The sequence below is a fragment of the Halorientalis brevis genome, from assembly GCF_042678165.1.
In the GTDB taxonomy this organism is placed as follows: domain Archaea; phylum Halobacteriota; class Halobacteria; order Halobacteriales; family Haloarculaceae; genus Halorientalis; species Halorientalis brevis.
Genome location: NZ_JBHUDJ010000003.1, coordinates 19,962 through 36,736 on the forward strand (window position 1 = coordinate 19,962; position 16,775 = coordinate 36,736).

The 16,775-nt window shown below is 65.9% G+C and carries 21 protein-coding genes; 13 read left to right on the forward strand and 8 right to left on the reverse strand.

Annotated features, from left to right (window positions below; translation table 11 throughout):
• The first annotated feature begins 8 nt into the window (after positions 1-8).
• The 3 genes from ACFR9U_RS07235 to ACFR9U_RS07245 all read left to right on the forward strand — a co-directional run bounded on the left by ACFR9U_RS07235 (position 9) and on the right by ACFR9U_RS07245 (position 2,715).
• Positions 9-1,121, forward strand: a complete 1,113-nt coding sequence (locus ACFR9U_RS07235) for a PAS domain-containing sensor histidine kinase (RefSeq protein ID WP_247376059.1) — start codon at positions 9-11, stop codon at positions 1,119-1,121.
• A 111-nt stretch (positions 1,122-1,232) separates the two neighbouring features.
• Positions 1,233-2,330 (forward strand): nitrous oxide reductase accessory protein NosL, encoded by a 1,098-nt coding sequence (locus tag ACFR9U_RS07240; RefSeq protein ID WP_247376056.1) that lies wholly within the window; start codon positions 1,233-1,235, stop codon positions 2,328-2,330.
• Between the two features lie 19 nt (positions 2,331-2,349).
• Positions 2,350-2,715 carry a rhodanese-like domain-containing protein gene (locus tag ACFR9U_RS07245; RefSeq protein WP_247376053.1) on the forward strand — a complete coding sequence of 122 codons (366 nt, stop codon included), beginning with the start codon at positions 2,350-2,352 and terminating at the stop codon, positions 2,713-2,715.
• 3 nt (positions 2,716-2,718) lie between these two features.
• On the opposite strand, the gene ACFR9U_RS07250 is transcribed toward ACFR9U_RS07245, so the two are convergent.
• Complete coding sequence (locus tag ACFR9U_RS07250) at positions 2,719-3,468, reverse strand: helix-turn-helix domain-containing protein (protein WP_247376051.1); 750 nt, start codon at positions 3,466-3,468, stop codon at positions 2,719-2,721.
• A gap of 161 nt (positions 3,469-3,629) precedes the next feature.
• Between ACFR9U_RS07250 and ACFR9U_RS07255 the strand changes: the two genes are divergently transcribed.
• The 4 genes from ACFR9U_RS07255 (at position 3,630) to tsaA (ending at position 6,091) form a co-directional block, all read left to right on the forward strand.
• Positions 3,630-4,007, forward strand: coding sequence for a RidA family protein (locus ACFR9U_RS07255; RefSeq protein ID WP_247376048.1), 378 nt, complete (start codon positions 3,630-3,632; stop codon positions 4,005-4,007).
• A 137-nt stretch (positions 4,008-4,144) separates the two neighbouring features.
• Positions 4,145-4,294 (forward strand): DUF7563 family protein, encoded by a 150-nt coding sequence (locus tag ACFR9U_RS07260; protein ID WP_247376046.1) that lies wholly within the window; start codon positions 4,145-4,147, stop codon positions 4,292-4,294.
• 127 nt (positions 4,295-4,421) lie between these two features.
• Complete coding sequence (locus tag ACFR9U_RS07265) at positions 4,422-5,657, forward strand: MFS transporter (RefSeq protein ID WP_247376044.1); 1,236 nt, start codon at positions 4,422-4,424, stop codon at positions 5,655-5,657.
• Entirely contained in the window at positions 5,654-6,091 is a 438-nt protein-coding gene (tsaA, locus tag ACFR9U_RS07270; protein ID WP_247376042.1) for a tRNA (N6-threonylcarbamoyladenosine(37)-N6)-methyltransferase TrmO, read from the forward strand. Before ACFR9U_RS07265 ends, tsaA begins: the two co-directional genes overlap by 4 nt.
• A gap of 84 nt (positions 6,092-6,175) precedes the next feature.
• On the opposite strand, the gene ACFR9U_RS07275 is transcribed toward tsaA, so the two are convergent.
• Entirely contained in the window at positions 6,176-6,589 is a 414-nt protein-coding gene (locus ACFR9U_RS07275) for a DUF7475 family protein (protein ID WP_345893348.1), read from the reverse strand.
• Between the two features lie 103 nt (positions 6,590-6,692).
• Positions 6,693-7,364 carry a DsbA family protein gene (locus tag ACFR9U_RS07280; RefSeq protein WP_247376036.1) on the reverse strand — a complete coding sequence of 224 codons (672 nt, stop codon included), beginning with the start codon at positions 7,362-7,364 and terminating at the stop codon, positions 6,693-6,695.
• 330 nt (positions 7,365-7,694) lie between these two features.
• On the opposite strand from ACFR9U_RS07280, the gene ACFR9U_RS07285 reads away from it, so the two are divergent.
• The gene (locus tag ACFR9U_RS07285; RefSeq protein ID WP_247376034.1) at positions 7,695-8,270 is read left to right on the forward strand and encodes a hypothetical protein; all 576 of its coding nucleotides are present in this window, start codon (positions 7,695-7,697) and stop codon (positions 8,268-8,270) included.
• A 36-nt stretch (positions 8,271-8,306) separates the two neighbouring features.
• On the opposite strand, the gene ACFR9U_RS07290 is transcribed toward ACFR9U_RS07285, so the two are convergent.
• Positions 8,307-8,702, reverse strand: coding sequence for a hypothetical protein (locus ACFR9U_RS07290; RefSeq protein WP_247376032.1), 396 nt, complete (start codon positions 8,700-8,702; stop codon positions 8,307-8,309).
• 175 nt (positions 8,703-8,877) lie between these two features.
• Between ACFR9U_RS07290 and ACFR9U_RS07295 the strand changes: the two genes are divergently transcribed.
• From ACFR9U_RS07295 to ACFR9U_RS07315, 5 genes are all read left to right on the forward strand, one after another.
• Entirely contained in the window at positions 8,878-10,326 is a 1,449-nt protein-coding gene (locus ACFR9U_RS07295) for a helix-turn-helix transcriptional regulator (protein WP_465262015.1), read from the forward strand.
• A gap of 267 nt (positions 10,327-10,593) precedes the next feature.
• Positions 10,594-11,634, forward strand: a complete 1,041-nt coding sequence (locus ACFR9U_RS07300; RefSeq protein ID WP_247376026.1) for a zinc-binding dehydrogenase — start codon at positions 10,594-10,596, stop codon at positions 11,632-11,634.
• 136 nt (positions 11,635-11,770) lie between these two features.
• Positions 11,771-12,463, forward strand: coding sequence for a YkgJ family cysteine cluster protein (locus tag ACFR9U_RS07305; RefSeq protein WP_247376024.1), 693 nt, complete (start codon positions 11,771-11,773; stop codon positions 12,461-12,463).
• A 95-nt stretch (positions 12,464-12,558) separates the two neighbouring features.
• Complete coding sequence (locus ACFR9U_RS07310) at positions 12,559-12,957, forward strand: TRAM domain-containing protein (RefSeq protein WP_247376023.1); 399 nt, start codon at positions 12,559-12,561, stop codon at positions 12,955-12,957.
• Between the two features lie 146 nt (positions 12,958-13,103).
• Positions 13,104-13,358, forward strand: coding sequence for a DUF7123 family protein (locus tag ACFR9U_RS07315; RefSeq protein WP_247376021.1), 255 nt, complete (start codon positions 13,104-13,106; stop codon positions 13,356-13,358).
• 72 nt (positions 13,359-13,430) lie between these two features.
• Here the strand turns inward: ACFR9U_RS07315 and ACFR9U_RS07320 are convergent, their stop codons facing one another.
• The 4 genes from ACFR9U_RS07320 to ACFR9U_RS07335 form a co-directional block, all read right to left on the reverse strand.
• Positions 13,431-14,042, reverse strand: a complete 612-nt coding sequence (locus ACFR9U_RS07320) for a winged helix-turn-helix transcriptional regulator (RefSeq protein WP_247376018.1) — start codon at positions 14,040-14,042, stop codon at positions 13,431-13,433.
• 55 nt (positions 14,043-14,097) lie between these two features.
• On the reverse strand, positions 14,098-15,270 hold the full coding sequence (locus ACFR9U_RS07325; protein ID WP_247376016.1) for an SPFH domain-containing protein: 1,173 nt from the start codon (positions 15,268-15,270) through the stop codon (positions 14,098-14,100).
• Positions 15,271-15,822: 552 nt separating this feature from the next.
• Complete coding sequence (locus ACFR9U_RS07330) at positions 15,823-16,398, reverse strand: NfeD family protein (RefSeq protein WP_247376014.1); 576 nt, start codon at positions 16,396-16,398, stop codon at positions 15,823-15,825.
• 70 nt (positions 16,399-16,468) lie between these two features.
• Positions 16,469-16,741: a DUF7312 domain-containing protein gene (locus tag ACFR9U_RS07335; protein WP_247376011.1), complete on the reverse strand. Its 273-nt coding sequence runs from the start codon at positions 16,739-16,741 to the stop codon at positions 16,469-16,471.
• Between the last annotated feature and the right edge of the window lie 34 nt (positions 16,742-16,775).

Consider the following 16,775-nt stretch of genomic DNA (forward strand, 5'->3'; position numbering starts at 1 on the left):
ACCGAACCATGACGGGCCACTCCAACGAACGACGCCATCCGGACCGCTCCGAGCAGCGCGACCCCGACCGCGGAAGCGACGACCGCGGCCCGCCGCGTGAGCCGGACGCAGCGGTGTTCGAGCACGCACCGATCCCGATCGTCGTGCAGTCGGCCGGTCCCGAGCCGACCGTCGACGCGGTCAATCCAGCCTTCGAGGAGCTGTTCGGCTACACTGCCGACGAACTGCCCGCCCAGCCGATCGAGGACGTGCTCGCGCCGGCCGACGAGGACGCCGACGCCGGGCCCAGCGTGGTCGACCAGGCGAGCACGCTAGACGGTGACCCGACCTCAGTCACGCTGGACACCCGGTTCGGGCAGCGGGAGTTCTACCGCTTCGATCGGGGAGCCGGTGCCGACCACACCGTCGTGTACCTCGTCGACAGGACCACGGAGCACCACCAGCGGGAGCGACTGGCGGTCGTCTCGCGCGTCCTCCGACACGACAGTCGCAATCAGTTGAACGTCGTCACGGGGATGGCGTCGATGCTGGCCGACTCGGTCGACGAGGAGACGCGGGCACAGGCCGAGCAGGCCGTGACGGCGGCCGCGGAGTTCCGTGACACCTGTGAGCAGATCCGTCGCGTCGAAGAGGTGATCGCGACCGACACTGCACGTCGACCCATCGACGTGACGCGACTGGTCGCGGACGTGGTCTCGGACCTCCAGGACGCCTATCCGGACTGTTCGTTCACCACCGAGCCGTCCGAGCCGGTCTGGGTGACGGGGTCGGCAGCGCTCGGAATCGCCCTGGAGAACGTCGTCGAGAACGCCGTCGCCCACAACGACAGGCCGGAGCCGTCCGTGGAGATCACGGCGGTCGAGAGCCTCGACGGCCGGTACGTCGACGTGCGGGTCGCCGACGACGGGCCGGGGATTCCGCCCGCCGAATATGAGATTCTCACCGGCGAGCGCGACCGCTCGCAGGTCGAACACCTGAGCGGCCTCGGCCTCTACGTGAGTCACTGGATCGTCACGGCCCTCGGCGGGACGCTGGGGTTCGACGCCAACGCGCCGCGGGGGTCGATCGTCACGCTTCGCGTCCCGAGCGCCGTCTCCCCGTCCGAATCGAACCCACGCTGAGTCCGGCCGATCTCCCCCTGTGCCTGCGCCGATCCAGTCGGTCGCACTGGCTTCCTGCTTTCGAGAATCGTGCCAGGCGTTATTTGTCTCGGCGGTGCGTCAGGTTCTGGTATGACCCGACACGCGGACGACGACACCGGACGGCCGCTGACGCGACGGGCGCTCCTGGCGAGCGGTGCCAGCGTGACTGCCCTGGCGCTCGCTGGCTGTTCCGAGAGCGGTGACGGCACCGCGACCAGTCCCGCCGAGACGGACGCTGGAACGGCGACAGACGCACCGACGACGGCGGGGCAACAGGACCTCGCGTCGCCCGTCGAGCCGGTCCCCGAGGAGGCGCGCTGTGCGGTGTGCAACATGTACGCCGCGAAGTTCCCGGAGTGGAACGCCCAGTTGACCCACGAGAACGGCGACCGCAAGCACTTCTGCTCGCCGGGGTGTCTAACGGCGTACCACGCGGTGCCGTCCCACTTCGACGAGGCCCACTCGCAGGACGACGTGGCCCACGCCTGGGTCCGCGACTACACCTCGAAAGAGTACACCGACGCGACGACGGCCCAGTACGTCCTGGAGGAAACTGAAGCCCACATCGAGGCGCCGATGGGGAAGAACCCGGTGCCGTTCGCGGACGCCGCGGACGTCCAGAGCTACGTCGACCAGTACGACTCGCTCACGAGCAACGACGCCGTCCCGCTGTCGGCGTTCGACGTGGCGCTGGCGCGACGCTTCCGACCGTCTTTCCTCCCCGACACCGACGAGACGGCGATCGTCGAACCGGTCTCCGTGCCGGACGACGAGGAGTGCGCCGTCTGTAACATGATGCCCGCGAAGTTCCCGGACTGGAACGCCCAGCTCTCCCACGAGGACGGCGAGCGGGCCCATTTCTGCTCGCCGGGCTGTCTGGCGGCCTACAGCGCCGACCCCGGCCACTTCTCGTCGGGACAGACGCAGGACAGCATCGTGGGCGTCTGGGCACACTGCGTGAAATCGAAAGCACAGATCGACGGGACGACCGCCTACTACGTGTTGGAGACGAACGCCGACCGGAGCAAAGGGCCGATGGCGATGATGGGCAACCCGCTCCCCTACGCGAGCGAGGCCGACGCCCAGGCGTACGTCGACCAGTACGACGACCTCTCGAGCGACGACGTGATCCGCTACCAGGCGTTCACGCGCGACGTCGCGACGCAGTATCGCAAGAAGTTCCTGTAGGGTCTCGAAGAGGGACCTGATGAGTACGATCCGTCCCGACGAACTGGCGGCGCGGCTCGGCGACGACGGGCCGTTTCTGCTCGACATTCGACCCCGGAAGAGCTACGACGACCGTCGTATCGAGGGCAGTACCAACGTCCCCGTGTACGGTGACCTCCGGTCAGGCGACGAGGCCGCCCTCCGGGACCGACTCGACGAGATTCCCGACGATCGGGAGGTCGTGACTGTCTGCAAGCAGGGCGTCGTCGCCAAGCGGGCGACGAAGATCCTCGACGACGAAGGCTACGACGCAACGACGCTCAAAGGCGGTATGGGCGGCTGGCACGGCTACCAGCACGACACGCTCGGCTACAAGCTCCGATCGCTGCTCTGGCGGCTTCTGTAGGGTTCAAAGCGCCGATTCGACGAACTGCGAGACGATGCAGTCCTCGGCCGTGCGGAGCCGATACTGCACCGTCGAGCGCGGCTCGTCGAGAATCGTCGCCAGATCGGACACCGACACCGCTCGCGGCCGCTCGTAGTAGCCGTGCGCAACGGCAGCCTCCAGTGTCGTCCAGTGTGCCGGCGAGAGGTCGGCGTTGATGCTCGCCGTGGCCTGCCAGTTGCCGGCACTGGTGAGGTGCGAGATCGACAGCGAGACGCCGTCGCGGAGGTGCGTTTCGATGGTGTCGAACAGTTCCCCGATCGGCTGCGTCCCGGGATAGAGGACGCGCCAGCGGTACTCGGTGCCGGTCCGCCGCGACTCGAACAGGACGCCTTCGCGCACGTGGTCCAGCACGAAATACGGGATCGAGTGACAGCGGCTGACCTCGTGCCGGAGCGTGTAGATCGTCCGCGCCGTGGCCCGCCGATCCAGAACGTGATACGACCGCGCCGTGTCGCAACTCGGCACGTCCAGACACTCGTTACACCGGGTCTCGTCCAGAAACACGGCGTCGAACGCGTCGAGCGCCTCGCTCGTCCCCTTCGCGTGGTCGAGGCGCCACATCGTCTGCTCGGTCGTGAAGACGGCCGACGACCAGACTGAGAGACTGTCGTACTGCTGGAAGACGTCCATCAGGTCGTCGACGCCGTGCTCGAACTCCACGACGAACTCGAACTCGCGCATCTCGTCCGCGAAACTGGGTGACGCAGTCATTTGGCTACTGCCAATCAGATATGAAGGGATGGAATAAAGCTGTTTCTACAGCCGGATTCGCGTCCGAAAGGCGAGTTAGCTAATGCTAAAGAAACTGTGATGCAGTCGTCGCGTCAACGTCGAGATACGAGCGACCACCCGAGAACTCGCGACTCAAAACCATGAGCCAGAACGTAACACGATACGAAAGCGATCGACTGTCAGCGCTCGCCGGGTACGGCGTCCGGAAACGCTCGCTGCAACTCGTCTTCTTCGACGGGCAAGTCCCGGACGAAAAGACGGCGGTGCAGCGCGGCGTGAAAGAACAGACCCTCGACGCCCTGAGTCACGTCACCGACGTCGCCGCGGAGTCCGGGGTCGAGGCCGACGACCTCATGCGAACGACCGTGTATCTCACGGAGATGGAGCGACAGCCGGAGGTGCAGTCGGCCTACGACGAGTTCTTCGACGACCGCCGGCCGACGATGACCGTCGTCGGCGTCGAGGCGCTGCCGAACGACGCCGCCGTGCAGATCGAAGCGACGGGGGTCGACCGATGAGCGCCCGCGACCGAGCGGGGACGCGTTCGCTCACCGGGGGCGCCCGCGAGACGGCCGGCGCGCTCGCAGTGAATGGACGACAGACCCGGGGAATCGCGCGGTAACACCACCGACGACGCGACCCACTCTCGACACTCATGCCACGATGTAACAATTGCGGGGAACACGTTTCGGAACAGTTCAGCCGCGTGTTCGGCGACAGCGCGGGCGACGTGTACGCCTGCCCCGCCTGTTCGGCGAACGCCGGTATCGGCGAAGTCACGCGCGAGCGGAAGGCGAGCGACTGAGTGCGGCACCGACAGCGGTAGCGGAGAAAACCGCGTCAACCGGGCGCGGCTAGCGACCTTCTCGCCGATAACGAAGCATATATTCGCGGCTCGGACTGGGGTTATATTGTACACGACCACCAATACTATGGCCACTACGCACGCGATACGCGACTTTCTCCAACGGCGCGGTGTCCCGGCGACTGACCAGCGATTGATCGGGTACACGATGGGGGCGCACGCGCTCGACCACCTCGTGGTGCTGTCGATCCCGCTCTTCATCCCCATCTGGCTCGAGGAGTTCGCGGTCACGACCTACGAACTGGGACTGCTCGTGACGCTGATGACCGGTCTCTACGGCGTTATGTCGCTCCCGTCAGGAATTTTGAGCGATCGGTACGGCGCAGACACCGTCATCACTGGCTTCCTGTTGCTGACGGGCGCCGTCTTCCTCGTCGCGCCGTTCGTCCGCTCGTTCTTCGCGTTAGCGCTCGTCGTGGCGCTCGCTGGGATCGGTGCCGGCTTCTACCACGCGCCGGCGCTCGCGTTCATCAGCCGTGAGGCGAGCGCGCCGAGTGCGGGATTCGCCTATCACGGCATCGGCGCGAACCTCGGGATCGGTATCGGCCCGCTGCTCATCACGGCTGGGCTCGCTGTCACCGACTGGCGAACCGTTCTCGGACTGCTCGCGGTCCCGCTACTCGGATTCGGCGTACTCTTCGCCGTTCGCGGCCCGACCGACGCGAACGACCACTCGGCCGCTGACCACTCGCTCGCCGACGTCGTCGGCCAACTCCGGGGACTTGCCGTGCCCGTCTTCGCCGCGATCGTCGGCATGTACGTGTTTGCCGGCATCTACTACCGCGGGACGCTCACCTTCCTCCCGCAGTTCATCGATACGATCGGGGATCTCCCGACGCTGTCGATCGCCGGGTCGTCGGTCGGAGCCGGCCAGTGGCTCTACTCGGTGATCCTCCTTATGGGATCGGTCGGCCAGATCGTCGGCGGCCAGCTCGGCGAACGCTTCGAGGTCGAACGCGTCCTGCTCGGCGTGTTCGTCACGACGAGCGTCGCGCTCGTTGCGCTGGGGATGCTCTCCGGCACGGCCGTGATCGCCGCGGGCCTCGCGTTCGGGGCGCTCCTGTTCACGCTCGCGCCGCTGCAGTCCGCGCTCGTCGCCAAACACACGCCCGACGCCGGTCAGGGGATCGGCTTCGGCATCGTCTTCACCGTCAACTTCGGGATCGGTGCTCTGGGCGCCTCCCTGGCGGGCTGGATCCTCTCCAGCAACACCTACCCGCTGCTCTTCGGCGTCCTCGCGCTCTTTCCCCTGTTCGCAGCGACCGCAGTAATCGCAGTGTCCCGACTCGGAACCCACCAATGACAATCACCTACACACCAATCGGACACGTTCGTTCACCGTTCGAATCGCCCGACGAAGTCGTCCACGACGCGGTCAGCGAGACCGAGGGCCGGATCGTCCTCGACGACGAATACAGCCGGGGACTGACCGACCTCGACGAGTTCTCTCACGTCGTCGTCCTGGCGCACCTCGACGACATCGACGACACCCGCCTTCGAGCGCACCCGCCGCACGCGGACGACCTGGAAGTCGGCCTGTTCGCCACTCGAAGCCCACATCGCCCGAATCCGATCGCACAGACGACCGTGGAGCTGGTCGACCGGGAGGGCACGACGCTCCGCGTCCGCGGCCTCGACCTCGTCGACGGGACGCCCGTGTTGGACGTCAAACCGTACGTCCGATCGGTCCCGGCGTCGGCCGACGCCGCGTTCGGGTGGCTCGACGACGTGCGCTAGCTCCGCTCGATACTGTCACACCGGCGGCTGGCTGTCCTCGGAAGGCTGGAAAAATTGAGTCCGCGCGACGGCGTCGCGTCTCGACTACGCGTCGGCGTTGCCGTAAAGGACCACGGCGACGACTGCCAGGACGAGCTCTGCCACTTTCGTGATGACGGCCATCGGGTTGATGCTCCCTTGCATGTAGAACGCTTCGACGCTGAAGCCCTGGAAGACGAACAGCGCGAGGATCGTCGCGACGGAGTAGACGGCAGCGACGAGATACAGCGGGCGTCGCCAGTACCGGGTCAGGTACACGAGGAGCCCACCGAGGAACCCGAGCCCGTTCAGGACGAAGAGAATTCCCATCGTTTGACTGAATCCCATCACGCGAGGCGCGAGCGCGAGGTGGAGAACACCCGTCACGAGCGCCGCGAGCACTGCGACGTATCCCAGTGCGCTCGATGGCATAGTTACTAGCGACTGCTGACTCTGACCAGGTGTCGTTTGTGCACCCATAGTGGGGTAAACGTACAAAATCGTAATCAACCTACGTTCCGTTCTCACAGTGCGGGAATCGTCGGCCCCCTTTTGAGTGCTGTGCGTTGGCCGGTCGGCTGGCTCAGGCCAGTTCGCCGTCGATCGCCGAGCTGATGTCGGACACGGTCGGGCGGACGACCTGCCGGTTGACGGCGACGGTCGGCGTCCCGGTGACGCCGGCCTGCTGGCCCAGTTGCCGGTCGGCACGGACCGTCGGCTCGTGCGTCCGTTGCAGCGCGGCGGTTCTGATCGCGCTCCCGTCGAACCCGGCGTCGTTCGCGAGTCGCTCGTAGGTGTCCGCACCGAGGTCGGACTGGGCCTCGAAGAGCGCCTTCGAGAACTCGAAGAACGCGTCCTGTCCCTCGGTGGCCTGGACGGCGCGCGCGGCGCAGGCGGCTTCCCACGAGGCCGTCGCGTCGACCGGAATGGGGAAGTCGTGGAACTCGTAGCGGATGTCCCCCGGCTCGGCGTACTTCGAGATGATCTCCGGCGCGACGTTCAGCGAGTAGTCACGGCAGTGCGAGCAGGCGTAGTCCTCGAAGACGATGACCGTCACGTCCGCGTTCGGATCGCCGCGGACCGGCGTCGGCAGCAGGTCACCCGTCGTCGTGTCGGTCCCGGTCGCGGGCGTCTCGAGCGTCTGCTGTTCCTGGCCGCCGCCGCCGAGACAGCCAGCGGTCGCGAGCGAGGCGGCCGCGGCCGAGCCGGCGAGGAACGCGCGTCGTCGAAGGCGAGGCGTGGTCTGGTCACTCATTGGGAAATGTATCCGGGCGCGACGGTTAATTACCTCTCCGTTCCCGGCCCGTGGGAACGAACTTTGGCATCGGCGTGGAACAGCGCCTCTGGAACTCCTGGTGACCGGCGGCACGGATTCATCGGGCGCGAGGGGTGTCGGCTGGTCGGTGCGGACGGACACGACGTGACCGTCCGATCCGTGCCACGTGGTAGTTAAAACACCACTAATGCGATGAGGTAGTTTCAGGTGGGTCGCCAGTTACTCACAGAGTAAGAACGCGCGGATCGCAGCCGGCGACCCGGACGTGCGGCGGAGACTGGCGGTCGCGATCCCGTTCGATTCCCGACCATGACAGACGTGAACTTCGACAGACTCGCGACGGTGCTCGAACAGGACGACGACGACCTCAAAAACGACCTCCCGGACGTGCTCGCTGGCACCGAGCAGGAACTCGATACGCTCCTCCTGGAGCACCCGGACTGCTTCGAGGATCTTTCCCGGCGGCTGAGCACGCTCGACGGGATCGCCGAATACGCCGGGAACGAGCCCGAGACGGTCGATCGCTTCTTGACGGTGCTGTGGGGCGGCCTCGAACTCATCTCGGAGAACGTCCCCGAGGTACAGGAGGAGGTGACCGACGAGTTCTCGGTCGACTGGGAGGCCGTCGACTCGGCCGTGACCTTCCACATGACGTCGCACCCGGACCCGGGCACTGTGTCCGGTGGACCGGGCCTGCTGGAGAACTCGACGCTGTCGTTCAAGGGGGAGACCGACGTCCTGTTCAGCATGCTCAACGACCCCGATTTCAACCCTGTGACGGCGTTCATGGGCGGCAGCTTCGAACTCCAGGGGCCCGTCGACGAGGCGATGACGTTCGCCCAGATGATGGAGACCGTGACGACGAACGTCGAGAACCTGAACTGACGAGCCGAGAAAAAAGCGAGCGAGTGCGACGGAACGTTATTCCAGGAGGCCGCCGCCGTCGGTTTCGTTGCCGGCCGTCGTCTCGTTGCCGGTCATCGTTTCGTTGCCGGTCATGTTTCCGTCCATCGTCTCAGTGCCCGTCATGTTCCCCGTCTCGTTACCCATGGGACTCTCTTCCGGCGATCCCATCGGGCTTTCCTCGGGCGAACCCATCGGACTCTCCTCGGGTGAGTCCATCGGGCTTTCTCCCTCGCCACCCGCGGGTGACTCGGCCGGACTTTCGCCGTCGGCCGGACTTTCGCCGTCGGCCGGGCTTTCTCCCTCGCCGGGGCTCGTTTCGTTCCCGCCTGGGCTTCCACAGCCGGCGATCGCGGCAGCACTGGCAGCGGCGAGACCTGTGATGACACGTCGTCTCGAGAGCCTGTCGTGCATAATGCACCCAGGCGTACCACGAACGCAGGGATAAACCGGCCCGGTCGTTGCTGGCCGCCCCCGGCGGTAACAACTGTTTCGAACTGTTTCAAGGCGAGTTGGCTGCGCTTACTCAACTGGCCTCAACCCCGCAAGGACCACTAAGGGCACACGCGTGGCCTGCCATACACGGACGATGTGCCCTCTCCGCGTCGGTTTGATCCTCGCAACTGTCGCGCTCGTGGGAACTGCTCCGGCGGCCAGCGGAAGTGTCGTCGACGCTGGCCCGAACGTGACGCTCTCCGGGGCCGGCGTCATCGCGGCCGACGGCAACCAGACCCTGATCGCGACGTGGCAGCCGACGACCGTCGAGCTCTCGGTCGACGTGCCATCTACGCCCACCACCGTCTGCCTCCGCGTGAACACGTCTTCTCGGTCGCGGTTCCTCTCCTGCCAACGGCTGGTGAGCCCCGGCGTGAACCAGTCGGTCGCGTTCTCCGTGTCCGAGTGGCCAGCGAACCGCTCCGGGCGTGCGACCCTCGTCGCCACCCGCTCGCGGAACGGAACCGTCCAGTCCCGGACCACCAGCTCCGTGTTCCTGTTTTCCCCTGACGGCGATTGGGACGACGACGGCCTCGACAACCGCCGGGAACGCGAGCTCGGGACGAAACTGTTCGTCGCGGACACCGACCGGGACGGGCTCGCTGACGGGCGAGAACAGCGCACCTACAGAACGGACCCGAACGCGACCGACACGGACGGCGACGGCCTCGCCGACGGGGTGGAAGTGAACCGCTACGGGACGAACCCGAAGCAAGCCGATACCGACGGCGACGGCCTCGCCGACGGCACCGAAGTGACTACTTACGGGACAGATCCGACGGACCCCGACACGGACGACGACGGCGTGGGTGACAGCGTCGAGGTGAACCGCTACGGCACGAACCCGACCAAGGCAGACACGGACGAGGACGGCCTGGCGGACGGACCGGAAGTGAACGTCCACAACACGGATCCGCTCCGACGCGACACCGACGGGGACGGCCTCGACGACGGGCCGGAGGTCAACGAGTACGGCACGGACCCCACCGCGGCGGACACGGACGGCGACGGGTTCGCCGACGGTCCGGAAGTGAACCGCTACGGGACGAATCCGACGCGACCGAACGCGGCCGTCGACGGCCGGCCGGAGCCACGCTCCCAGACGCCGGCCGAGAACGCGCTCCCGACGGAACTGCTCCCGGCCTGGGTACCGGTGTCCGGACTGACGCTGTTCGCCGGCCTCCTCGTCGTGGGCTTCCTCGCGGGCGTCGGCGCCGTCCTCTGGCGAGCACGTCACGCGTCGCCCGCGGTGGCCCCACGATCACGGCAAGCTAACGGCGAGGCCGTCCCGACGGACCCCGCTGGCGAGTCGCTCGGCCATCCCGACGCGTGGCGCGTCATCCGCCTCCTCGAGGCACACGGCGGACGGCTCCCCCAATCCGAGATCGTCGCCCGCACCGACTGGTCGAAATCGAAGGTCAGTCGCGTGCTCTCTGCCATGGCCGAGGCCGATCAGATCCGCAAGATTCGCCTCGGCCGGGAGAACCTGGTCGCCAGACCCGGCGACGAACCCGACAGCGCCCGCGGCCCGTTCGAGGAGTGAGGCGAACCGGACCTGTCACCGCTCGACGGCGGCGTCCCGGAGTCGGCAGGGACGACCGTGCACCTGCCGGTCGTCGGTCGGGGTGTTCGGCAATCGTATACACCGGTGGTATGTCCCGCTCCAGGCAATCTCCGGGTCTGACGTCCCCTACTGTCGGCGGCGAGCCCTCCGTTCGAGACGTGTGGGACCATTGATCGTTTCACCCCTCTCTAGTTCGTCAAGTGTCGAGACCGAGTTTTATTATCGTCGAGGGAGTCGGCATGCACGATGAAAGCCGTTCAATTCAAGTCGCACGGAGACCGCGACGTTCTCGAATACAGTGAGTTTTCCGACCCAGACGTCGATCGAGACGAAGTACTGGTCGACGTGAAGGCCGGCGCGCTGAACCACCTGGATATCTGGACTCGCCGAGGGCTGCCGGGGATCGACCTCGACATGCCCCACATCCCGGGGAGTGACGCCGCCGGGGTCGTCGAGGAAGTCGGCGAGGACGTCACGCGATTCGAACCCGGCGATCGGGTGTGCGTGATTGCCGGGAAGAGCAGCGGGAACGACGAGTTCAGCCGGAAAGGCGACCCGACGCTGGCGCCGGATTTCCACATCATCGGCGAACACGTCCGCGGCGTTCACAGCGAGTACGCTGCACTGCCGGAAGCGAACCTCGCGCCCGTTCCCGAGGGCGTCGACTGGGAGACGGCCGCGGCCGCGCCGCTCGTGTTCCAGACTGCCTGGCGCATGCTCCGAGACCGCGGCGACCTGAAGGCCGGCGAGTCCGTCCTCGTCCTCGGGGCGTCCGGCGGCGTCGGCCACGCTGCCGTCCAGGTCGCCGACCACGCCGGGGCGGAGGTGTTCGCGACCGCGAGCTCCGAGGAGAAGCTCAGCTACGCGGAGGAACTCGGCGCAGACCACACCATCAACTACGAGGAGGAGGACTTCGCGAGCGAGATCCGCGACCTGACTGACGGCCGCGGCGTCGACATGGTCGTCGACCACGTCGGCGCACAGACCTGGCAGTCCTCGCTCAAGAGCCTCGCCAAAGGCGGACGCGTCGTCACGTGCGGCGCGACGACGGGCGGCAACCCCGAAACGGACATCAACCGCATCTTCTGGAACCAGCTCTCGGTCATCGGGTCGACGATGGCGACGCCCGGCCAGGCCGAGGAAGCGCTCGAACTCGTCTGGGACGGCACGTTCGAGCCGCGCATCCGCGAGACGCTTCCGATGAGCGAGGCATCCCGCGCCCACGAACTGCTCGAAAACCGCGAGGGCTTCGGTAAGGTCGTCGTTATTCCGGACAGCGAACAGTAGGTACCTCCTTCTCCTCGTTCGGAGCGGGGTCGGTGCGCGAGGACCGCCTGTCGGGGGTCGCGCTGTCAGCCGCGCCGACGATCCCGCGTGGGTTCCGAGACGTGCCGCTTTTCTCGCTCCCGTTCCTGCGTTCGGTATGAAGAGTCTCGAAGCCGAACTCGCCGACGCGCGCGACCTCGACGTGACGGCGATCGCGGACGCCATCGAGTCGATCGGCTTCGAGTGCACGCGCTGTGGGGCGTGCTGCAAGGCCATCGAGTGCGGCGACGAAGACGCCGGGGACGGAGCGGCGGACGAACACACAGCCACGGTGTTCCCCGACGAAATCCGCCGTCTCCAGGGAGCCGACGACGAGTACGACTTCCGCGACGTCGCCCGGCCGATGCCTTACGGTCTCTCCGAGGGCGCGGACGGGCCGGAGGGCGAGACGTTCGAGTGGTCACTCCAGACCGACGACTGCGGCGACTGCACGTTCTACACCGAAGACGAAGACGGGATGGGCGCCTGCTCGGTCCACGGTGATCGCCCGCTCATCTGCCGGACCTATCCGTTCAGCGTCGCCCTCGGCGGGACGAGCCAGCCGATGGGAGAGGCCGTCGACCGGGAAGGGATGGTCCGCGCCCACGAGTGCGAGGGGCTCGGGCGGGAGATCGACCGCGCCGAAGCGGAGTCGCTCGCCGAAGCGCTCAAAGAGCGAGCCGTCCGCGAACTCGAAGAAGCGATCGCGGTCAGGGACAACTACGACCCCGTCGAACCGGAACCGGGCGAGGTGGTCGTCCACGACTCGGAGGGGCAGAAGCGACCCGACGGGACGCCGCTGGACCGCTGAACCGGGGCGAACCCGCCGAGTTCGACTTCGAACGGCCGAGGGACGGGCAAGTTCTTTAATAGCGGGGTTCTATGACGCCGAATGGAGGTCTAACCTTGGAAATCTCTGAGAAACTGCTGTGTCTGTTCAGTGCTGAGGTCGACGACGCGGACGACACGTACACGATCGAGGTCCCGCAACGGGAGATCGAAACGGGGTCCATCGACCCCGGCGAGACCTATCGGGTCGCGCTCATCGCCAGCGAACGGGAGGAACCCACCGAGACGGCCGAGACGGAGGAGCCGTCCGGTGAGCCACAGCCGCCCGTCGAAGCCGGTGAGATCCGCTACGTCGAGATCGAAGACATCGGCAAACAGGGCGACGGCATCGCTCGGGTCGAACGGGGCTACGTCATCATCGTCCCCGGCGCCGACATCGGCGAACGCGTCAAGGTCGAAATCACCGAGGTCAAGTCGAACTTCGCCGTCGGCGAAATCATCGAAGAGGACATCTGATCTCGTTATCCGCACGTACCAACAGCGGCCCGACACCGTCGTCCGTCCCCGATCTGGACTGACTTTGATCCGCAAAACCGCACGACGGCAGCCGATTAACTCACTCTACCAAACCCGCTAAGGAACAGGTCGTGGTACGGGAATATATGAGCACGACAGTAGCGACGACCGGCGCACAGTCGGACGCGGCCCTCTCGGAGAAACAACAGCGCATCCTCGAGTACCTCAGAGCGAACGCCGACACGCAGACCTACTTCAAATCTCGTCTCATCGGCGACGAACTCGACATGTCGGCCAAAGAGGTCGGCACCAACATGCCTGCCCTCCAGAACGGCGAGTTCGACGTCGACGTCGAGAAGTGGGGCTACTCCTCCTCGACGACCTGGAAAGTCACGACGTGATCGCGGTCCTCCGCCAGCGCTGACCAACCAGCGGCCGGCTCTACTCGTGTTCGAGGGTGTGAACTGGGGACGTTAGGGGTCGTACTGGACTAACTCGGCGGCGTTCGCGGCCAACGCCGTGGCGTCTTCGTCGAACGAGTCCGCGTAGCGAACCAGCAGGAGCAAGACGACTTCGGGGTTCTGGACCGCGTACCCGTCCTCGCGCGAGAGGAGGCCGGAGTTTTCGAGTTCGTTCGCGTATTTGCTGATCGTCGGCGCAGAGACGCCGATCTCGTCGGCCAGTTCGCCGGCCGTCGCGTCCGGATTCGCCAACAGCGTCGTGAGCATCCCGCGCGGCGTCTCGCGCCGGAGATAGCCCAGCGCGACCTGCTCGAACTCGGAGAAGCGGTCGGCCGGGAAAAAGCGGCTGTAGTCCCCGTCCTTCCGGCTCTCGACCGCACCGGCGCGTTTGAGCCGGCGCAAGTGATGCTGCGTTTCGCCGGTTCCCAGCTGGAGATCGTCCCGGATCTTCGAGAAGTGTGCGCCGGGGGTCGCGGCGACGTACCCCGCGAGTGCGTCCCGAGCGTCGCTGCTGCCCTCGCTGTCGCTCTCTGCGCGGAACTTCGCGAGTGGACTCGCTGCACCAAGGGCGGCGAAGCGACGGAGGGTCGCTCGCTTGGACTCGTCCACCCCCTCCTTTACCATATCCAACAATAGAATAGAGACGCGTAAAACCGCTTCGGCTACGGGTAGCTACCCGCTACTTGCCACTCGATTGTCCGTCGGATCCACCGGCGCCGTCCGACCCGGTGTCGTCCGGGGACTCCATCTCCGCGTCCATCTCGTCGATCACGTCGTCGGGATCTTTGATGTCCGCCGGGTCCTCGCCGGCTTTGATCGCCTGGGCCTGTTCCTCCATGGCTTCGACGTCGACTTCGGCTTCCTCGTCGATCTGGCCGAGGATCTCCTCGATGTCGTCGAGGCCGAGCATCTCGCGGGTCGACTCGTCGAAGTCCAGGCTGTCGAGCGATTCGCCGTTGGCCTTCACGTCGCTGCCGGTGAGGTGCTTGCCGTAGCGACCCACCAGCGAGGACAGTTCCTGCGGGAGGACGAACGTCGTGGACTCGCCCTGGCCGATCTCCGAGAGCGTCTCCATCCCTTTCTCGATGACTGCGCGTTCGCCCATCGACTCGGCGGACTTCGCGCGTAGGACCGTGGAGATGGCGTCACCCTGCGCTTCGAGGATCTGGCTCTGCTTTTCACCCTGGGCGCGGATGATGTTGGACTGCTTGTCACCCTCCGCGGTCTCGACGGCGGAGCGGCGTTCACCCTGGGCTTCCAGGATCATCGCGCGGCGGCGACGCTCGGCGGAGGTCTGCTGTTCCATCGCCTGCTGGACGTCCTGGGAGGGGTTGACCTCGCGGACCTCGACGCTCTCGACGCGGACGCCCCACTCGTCGGTGGGCTCGTCCAGTTCCTTGCGGATGCGCGCGTTGATCTCCTGGCGCTTGTTGAGCGTGTCGTCGAGTTCCATGTCGCCCAGCACGGCGCGGAGCGTGGTCTGCGCGAGGTTCGAGACGGCGCGCTTGTAGTCGTCGACTTCGAGGAACGCCTTCCGGGCGTCCATGACCTTGATGTAGACGACGGCGTCCGCGGTGACGGGGGAGTTGTCCCGGGTGATCGCTTCCTGGCGCGGGACGTCGAGCGTCTGTGTGCGCATGTCGAACGCGTAGGTGCGCGAGACGAACGGTGGGACGAAGTTGATCCCGGGTTCGAGCAGTTTGCGGTACTCGCCGAAGACCGTCAGCGCCCGCTTCTCGTAGGCGTTGACGATCTCGACCATCTTGTAGACGGTGACGACGGCGATCAGGAGCAGGATGATGACGACCAGTCCGATCGGGCCGCCAGTCTGCAGTGGTATCACGGGGTGCATTGTTTCGAGATTAGCGCGACCGACAGAAAAGCATTCGGTAGGGAGTGTCCCTCGTCGTGATGGTTGGGACGAGAGTGCAAGGAAAGTCGACGGGCCGGACACACTAACCGGCCCGTCAGGTTGTGGACAACGAACTGGGCTTGACACCAGTGGTGAACAGCCACGTTCACGCCAGCATTCGCTGACCCGGAGCCGATGATTCGTCTGTGGGCTGTCGTCTTACCACCTCTCCCGGGCAGGGCCTTCGCCCGCTCGTTTCAGTTCTGGTTTCCCGCCCGAGACGCCCATTACTGGACGATCATCGCGGAAAGTCCCTCGAACACTGTACGACCATCGCCTGTTGTACATTACATCTACACGTATGGCCAGGGATGGTGATAAGTGTTGGGTATAAGGGAAGTAATATAAGATATTACCATGGGTCTGTGTTCTGAATCGGGCCCGATCTGGTCGATTGTGGTGTGTTTCTCGGATCGCGTGGACGATCGAAAAGAATATCGGTGGCTGTCGGACGGGGACTGTGACGTCTGACGGAAAATCGGCGCAGCGAAATCAGGCGGCGTCGGCGTCCGGGTCGCGTTCGGTCGCGCTCTCGGTGTCTGCGGCTTTCGCGCTCTCGCGGGCGAGTTCGCGGTCGATGTCGTCTTCGATGTCGTCGATGGCTTCGACGGTTACGACGTTGCCGCCGCCGGGGTCGATGACGATGACCTCGACGCCTTCGGCGATCTCGCCGTCGACGCAGCGAGCGCGGTAGTGGGGATTGAAGCCGCCACTGTCGAGTTTCACCTCGCCGCTGGTCTCGGTGACGCGCTCGGTGACGCGACCGGTCTTGCCACGCAGGGAGTCCGAGTCGCTGGTCTGGCCGGTGCCTTTGCCGCCGTAGAAGTCGAACTGGCGGTAGCCGTAGAGGGTGATCCCGCCCACGACGATGACGAGGGCTGCGAGGATCAGCGGGGCGAAAATGCCCAGGCCCGGAGGCAAGAGCAGCCCGGCCAGCCCCGCCACCAGCAACGCCACGCCGAGGACGATGAAGTGCGCGCCCGGTGCGAGGGCCTCGCCGATGACGAGAAGCGCCCCCGCGACCACGAGCAGCAGTGAGAGACTCTCTCCAAGGACGGGCTCTGCCATGCTCTCTGGTAAGTGCGCCCCGGGGTTAAGCTTCGGGGTTGGGGTCTGCTCGCCCCGAAATCGCCGCTCGTCAGATGAGGCCTGCGACCACCATGAAGAAGACGACCGTCGTCGTCGCCCCCAGGACGACGAACACCGCGTTTTCCATCGTGGGCGAGCCCGGTTCCAGTTCGTCGTCGAGGCCACCGATCTGGCCGGCGACGTTGCCACTCGACTCCTGTTCCGGCGCGTCGTCGTCGGTACCGGTCACGTCACCTTCGCCGTTGCCCCTGCGCTCGGCCGTTCCCGGGCCGTCGTCAGGGAACTCGTCGACCGAGTAGCGCCACTGTTCGTCGTCGGACATGCGTCAGTGTAGGAGCCTCACGACCAAAAGCCCA

What these genes read in the sequence shown, in the direction of transcription:
- ACFR9U_RS07255 (WP_247376048.1), top strand. Translation starts at nt 3,630, where the DNA reads ATGAGCCAGAACGTAACACGATACGAAAGCGATCGACTGTCAGCGCTC.
- ACFR9U_RS07265 (WP_247376044.1), top strand. Translation starts at nt 4,422, where the DNA reads ATGGCCACTACGCACGCGATACGCGACTTTCTCCAACGGCGCGGTGTC.
- ACFR9U_RS07335 (WP_247376011.1), bottom strand. Translation starts at nt 16,741, where the DNA reads ATGTCCGACGACGAACAGTGGCGCTACTCGGTCGACGAGTTCCCTGAC.
- ACFR9U_RS07300 (WP_247376026.1), top strand. Translation starts at nt 10,594, where the DNA reads ATGAAAGCCGTTCAATTCAAGTCGCACGGAGACCGCGACGTTCTCGAA.
- ACFR9U_RS07285 (WP_247376034.1), top strand. Translation starts at nt 7,695, where the DNA reads ATGACAGACGTGAACTTCGACAGACTCGCGACGGTGCTCGAACAGGAC.
- ACFR9U_RS07290 (WP_247376032.1), bottom strand. Translation starts at nt 8,702, where the DNA reads ATGCACGACAGGCTCTCGAGACGACGTGTCATCACAGGTCTCGCCGCT.
- ACFR9U_RS07320 (WP_247376018.1), bottom strand. Translation starts at nt 14,042, where the DNA reads ATGGTAAAGGAGGGGGTGGACGAGTCCAAGCGAGCGACCCTCCGTCGC.
- ACFR9U_RS07280 (WP_247376036.1), bottom strand. Translation starts at nt 7,364, where the DNA reads ATGAGTGACCAGACCACGCCTCGCCTTCGACGACGCGCGTTCCTCGCC.
- ACFR9U_RS07275 (WP_345893348.1), bottom strand. Translation starts at nt 6,589, where the DNA reads ATGGGTGCACAAACGACACCTGGTCAGAGTCAGCAGTCGCTAGTAACT.
- ACFR9U_RS07240 (WP_247376056.1), top strand. Translation starts at nt 1,233, where the DNA reads ATGACCCGACACGCGGACGACGACACCGGACGGCCGCTGACGCGACGG.
- ACFR9U_RS07245 (WP_247376053.1), top strand. Translation starts at nt 2,350, where the DNA reads ATGAGTACGATCCGTCCCGACGAACTGGCGGCGCGGCTCGGCGACGAC.
- ACFR9U_RS07250 (WP_247376051.1), bottom strand. Translation starts at nt 3,468, where the DNA reads ATGACTGCGTCACCCAGTTTCGCGGACGAGATGCGCGAGTTCGAGTTC.
- ACFR9U_RS07235 (WP_247376059.1), top strand. Translation starts at nt 9, where the DNA reads ATGACGGGCCACTCCAACGAACGACGCCATCCGGACCGCTCCGAGCAG.
- ACFR9U_RS07295 (WP_465262015.1), top strand. Translation starts at nt 8,878, where the DNA reads ATGTGCCCTCTCCGCGTCGGTTTGATCCTCGCAACTGTCGCGCTCGTG.
- ACFR9U_RS07330 (WP_247376014.1), bottom strand. Translation starts at nt 16,398, where the DNA reads ATGGCAGAGCCCGTCCTTGGAGAGAGTCTCTCACTGCTGCTCGTGGTC.
- ACFR9U_RS07325 (WP_247376016.1), bottom strand. Translation starts at nt 15,270, where the DNA reads ATGCACCCCGTGATACCACTGCAGACTGGCGGCCCGATCGGACTGGTC.
- ACFR9U_RS07315 (WP_247376021.1), top strand. Translation starts at nt 13,104, where the DNA reads ATGAGCACGACAGTAGCGACGACCGGCGCACAGTCGGACGCGGCCCTC.
- ACFR9U_RS07305 (WP_247376024.1), top strand. Translation starts at nt 11,771, where the DNA reads ATGAAGAGTCTCGAAGCCGAACTCGCCGACGCGCGCGACCTCGACGTG.
- ACFR9U_RS07260 (WP_247376046.1), top strand. Translation starts at nt 4,145, where the DNA reads ATGCCACGATGTAACAATTGCGGGGAACACGTTTCGGAACAGTTCAGC.
- tsaA (WP_247376042.1), top strand. Translation starts at nt 5,654, where the DNA reads ATGACAATCACCTACACACCAATCGGACACGTTCGTTCACCGTTCGAA.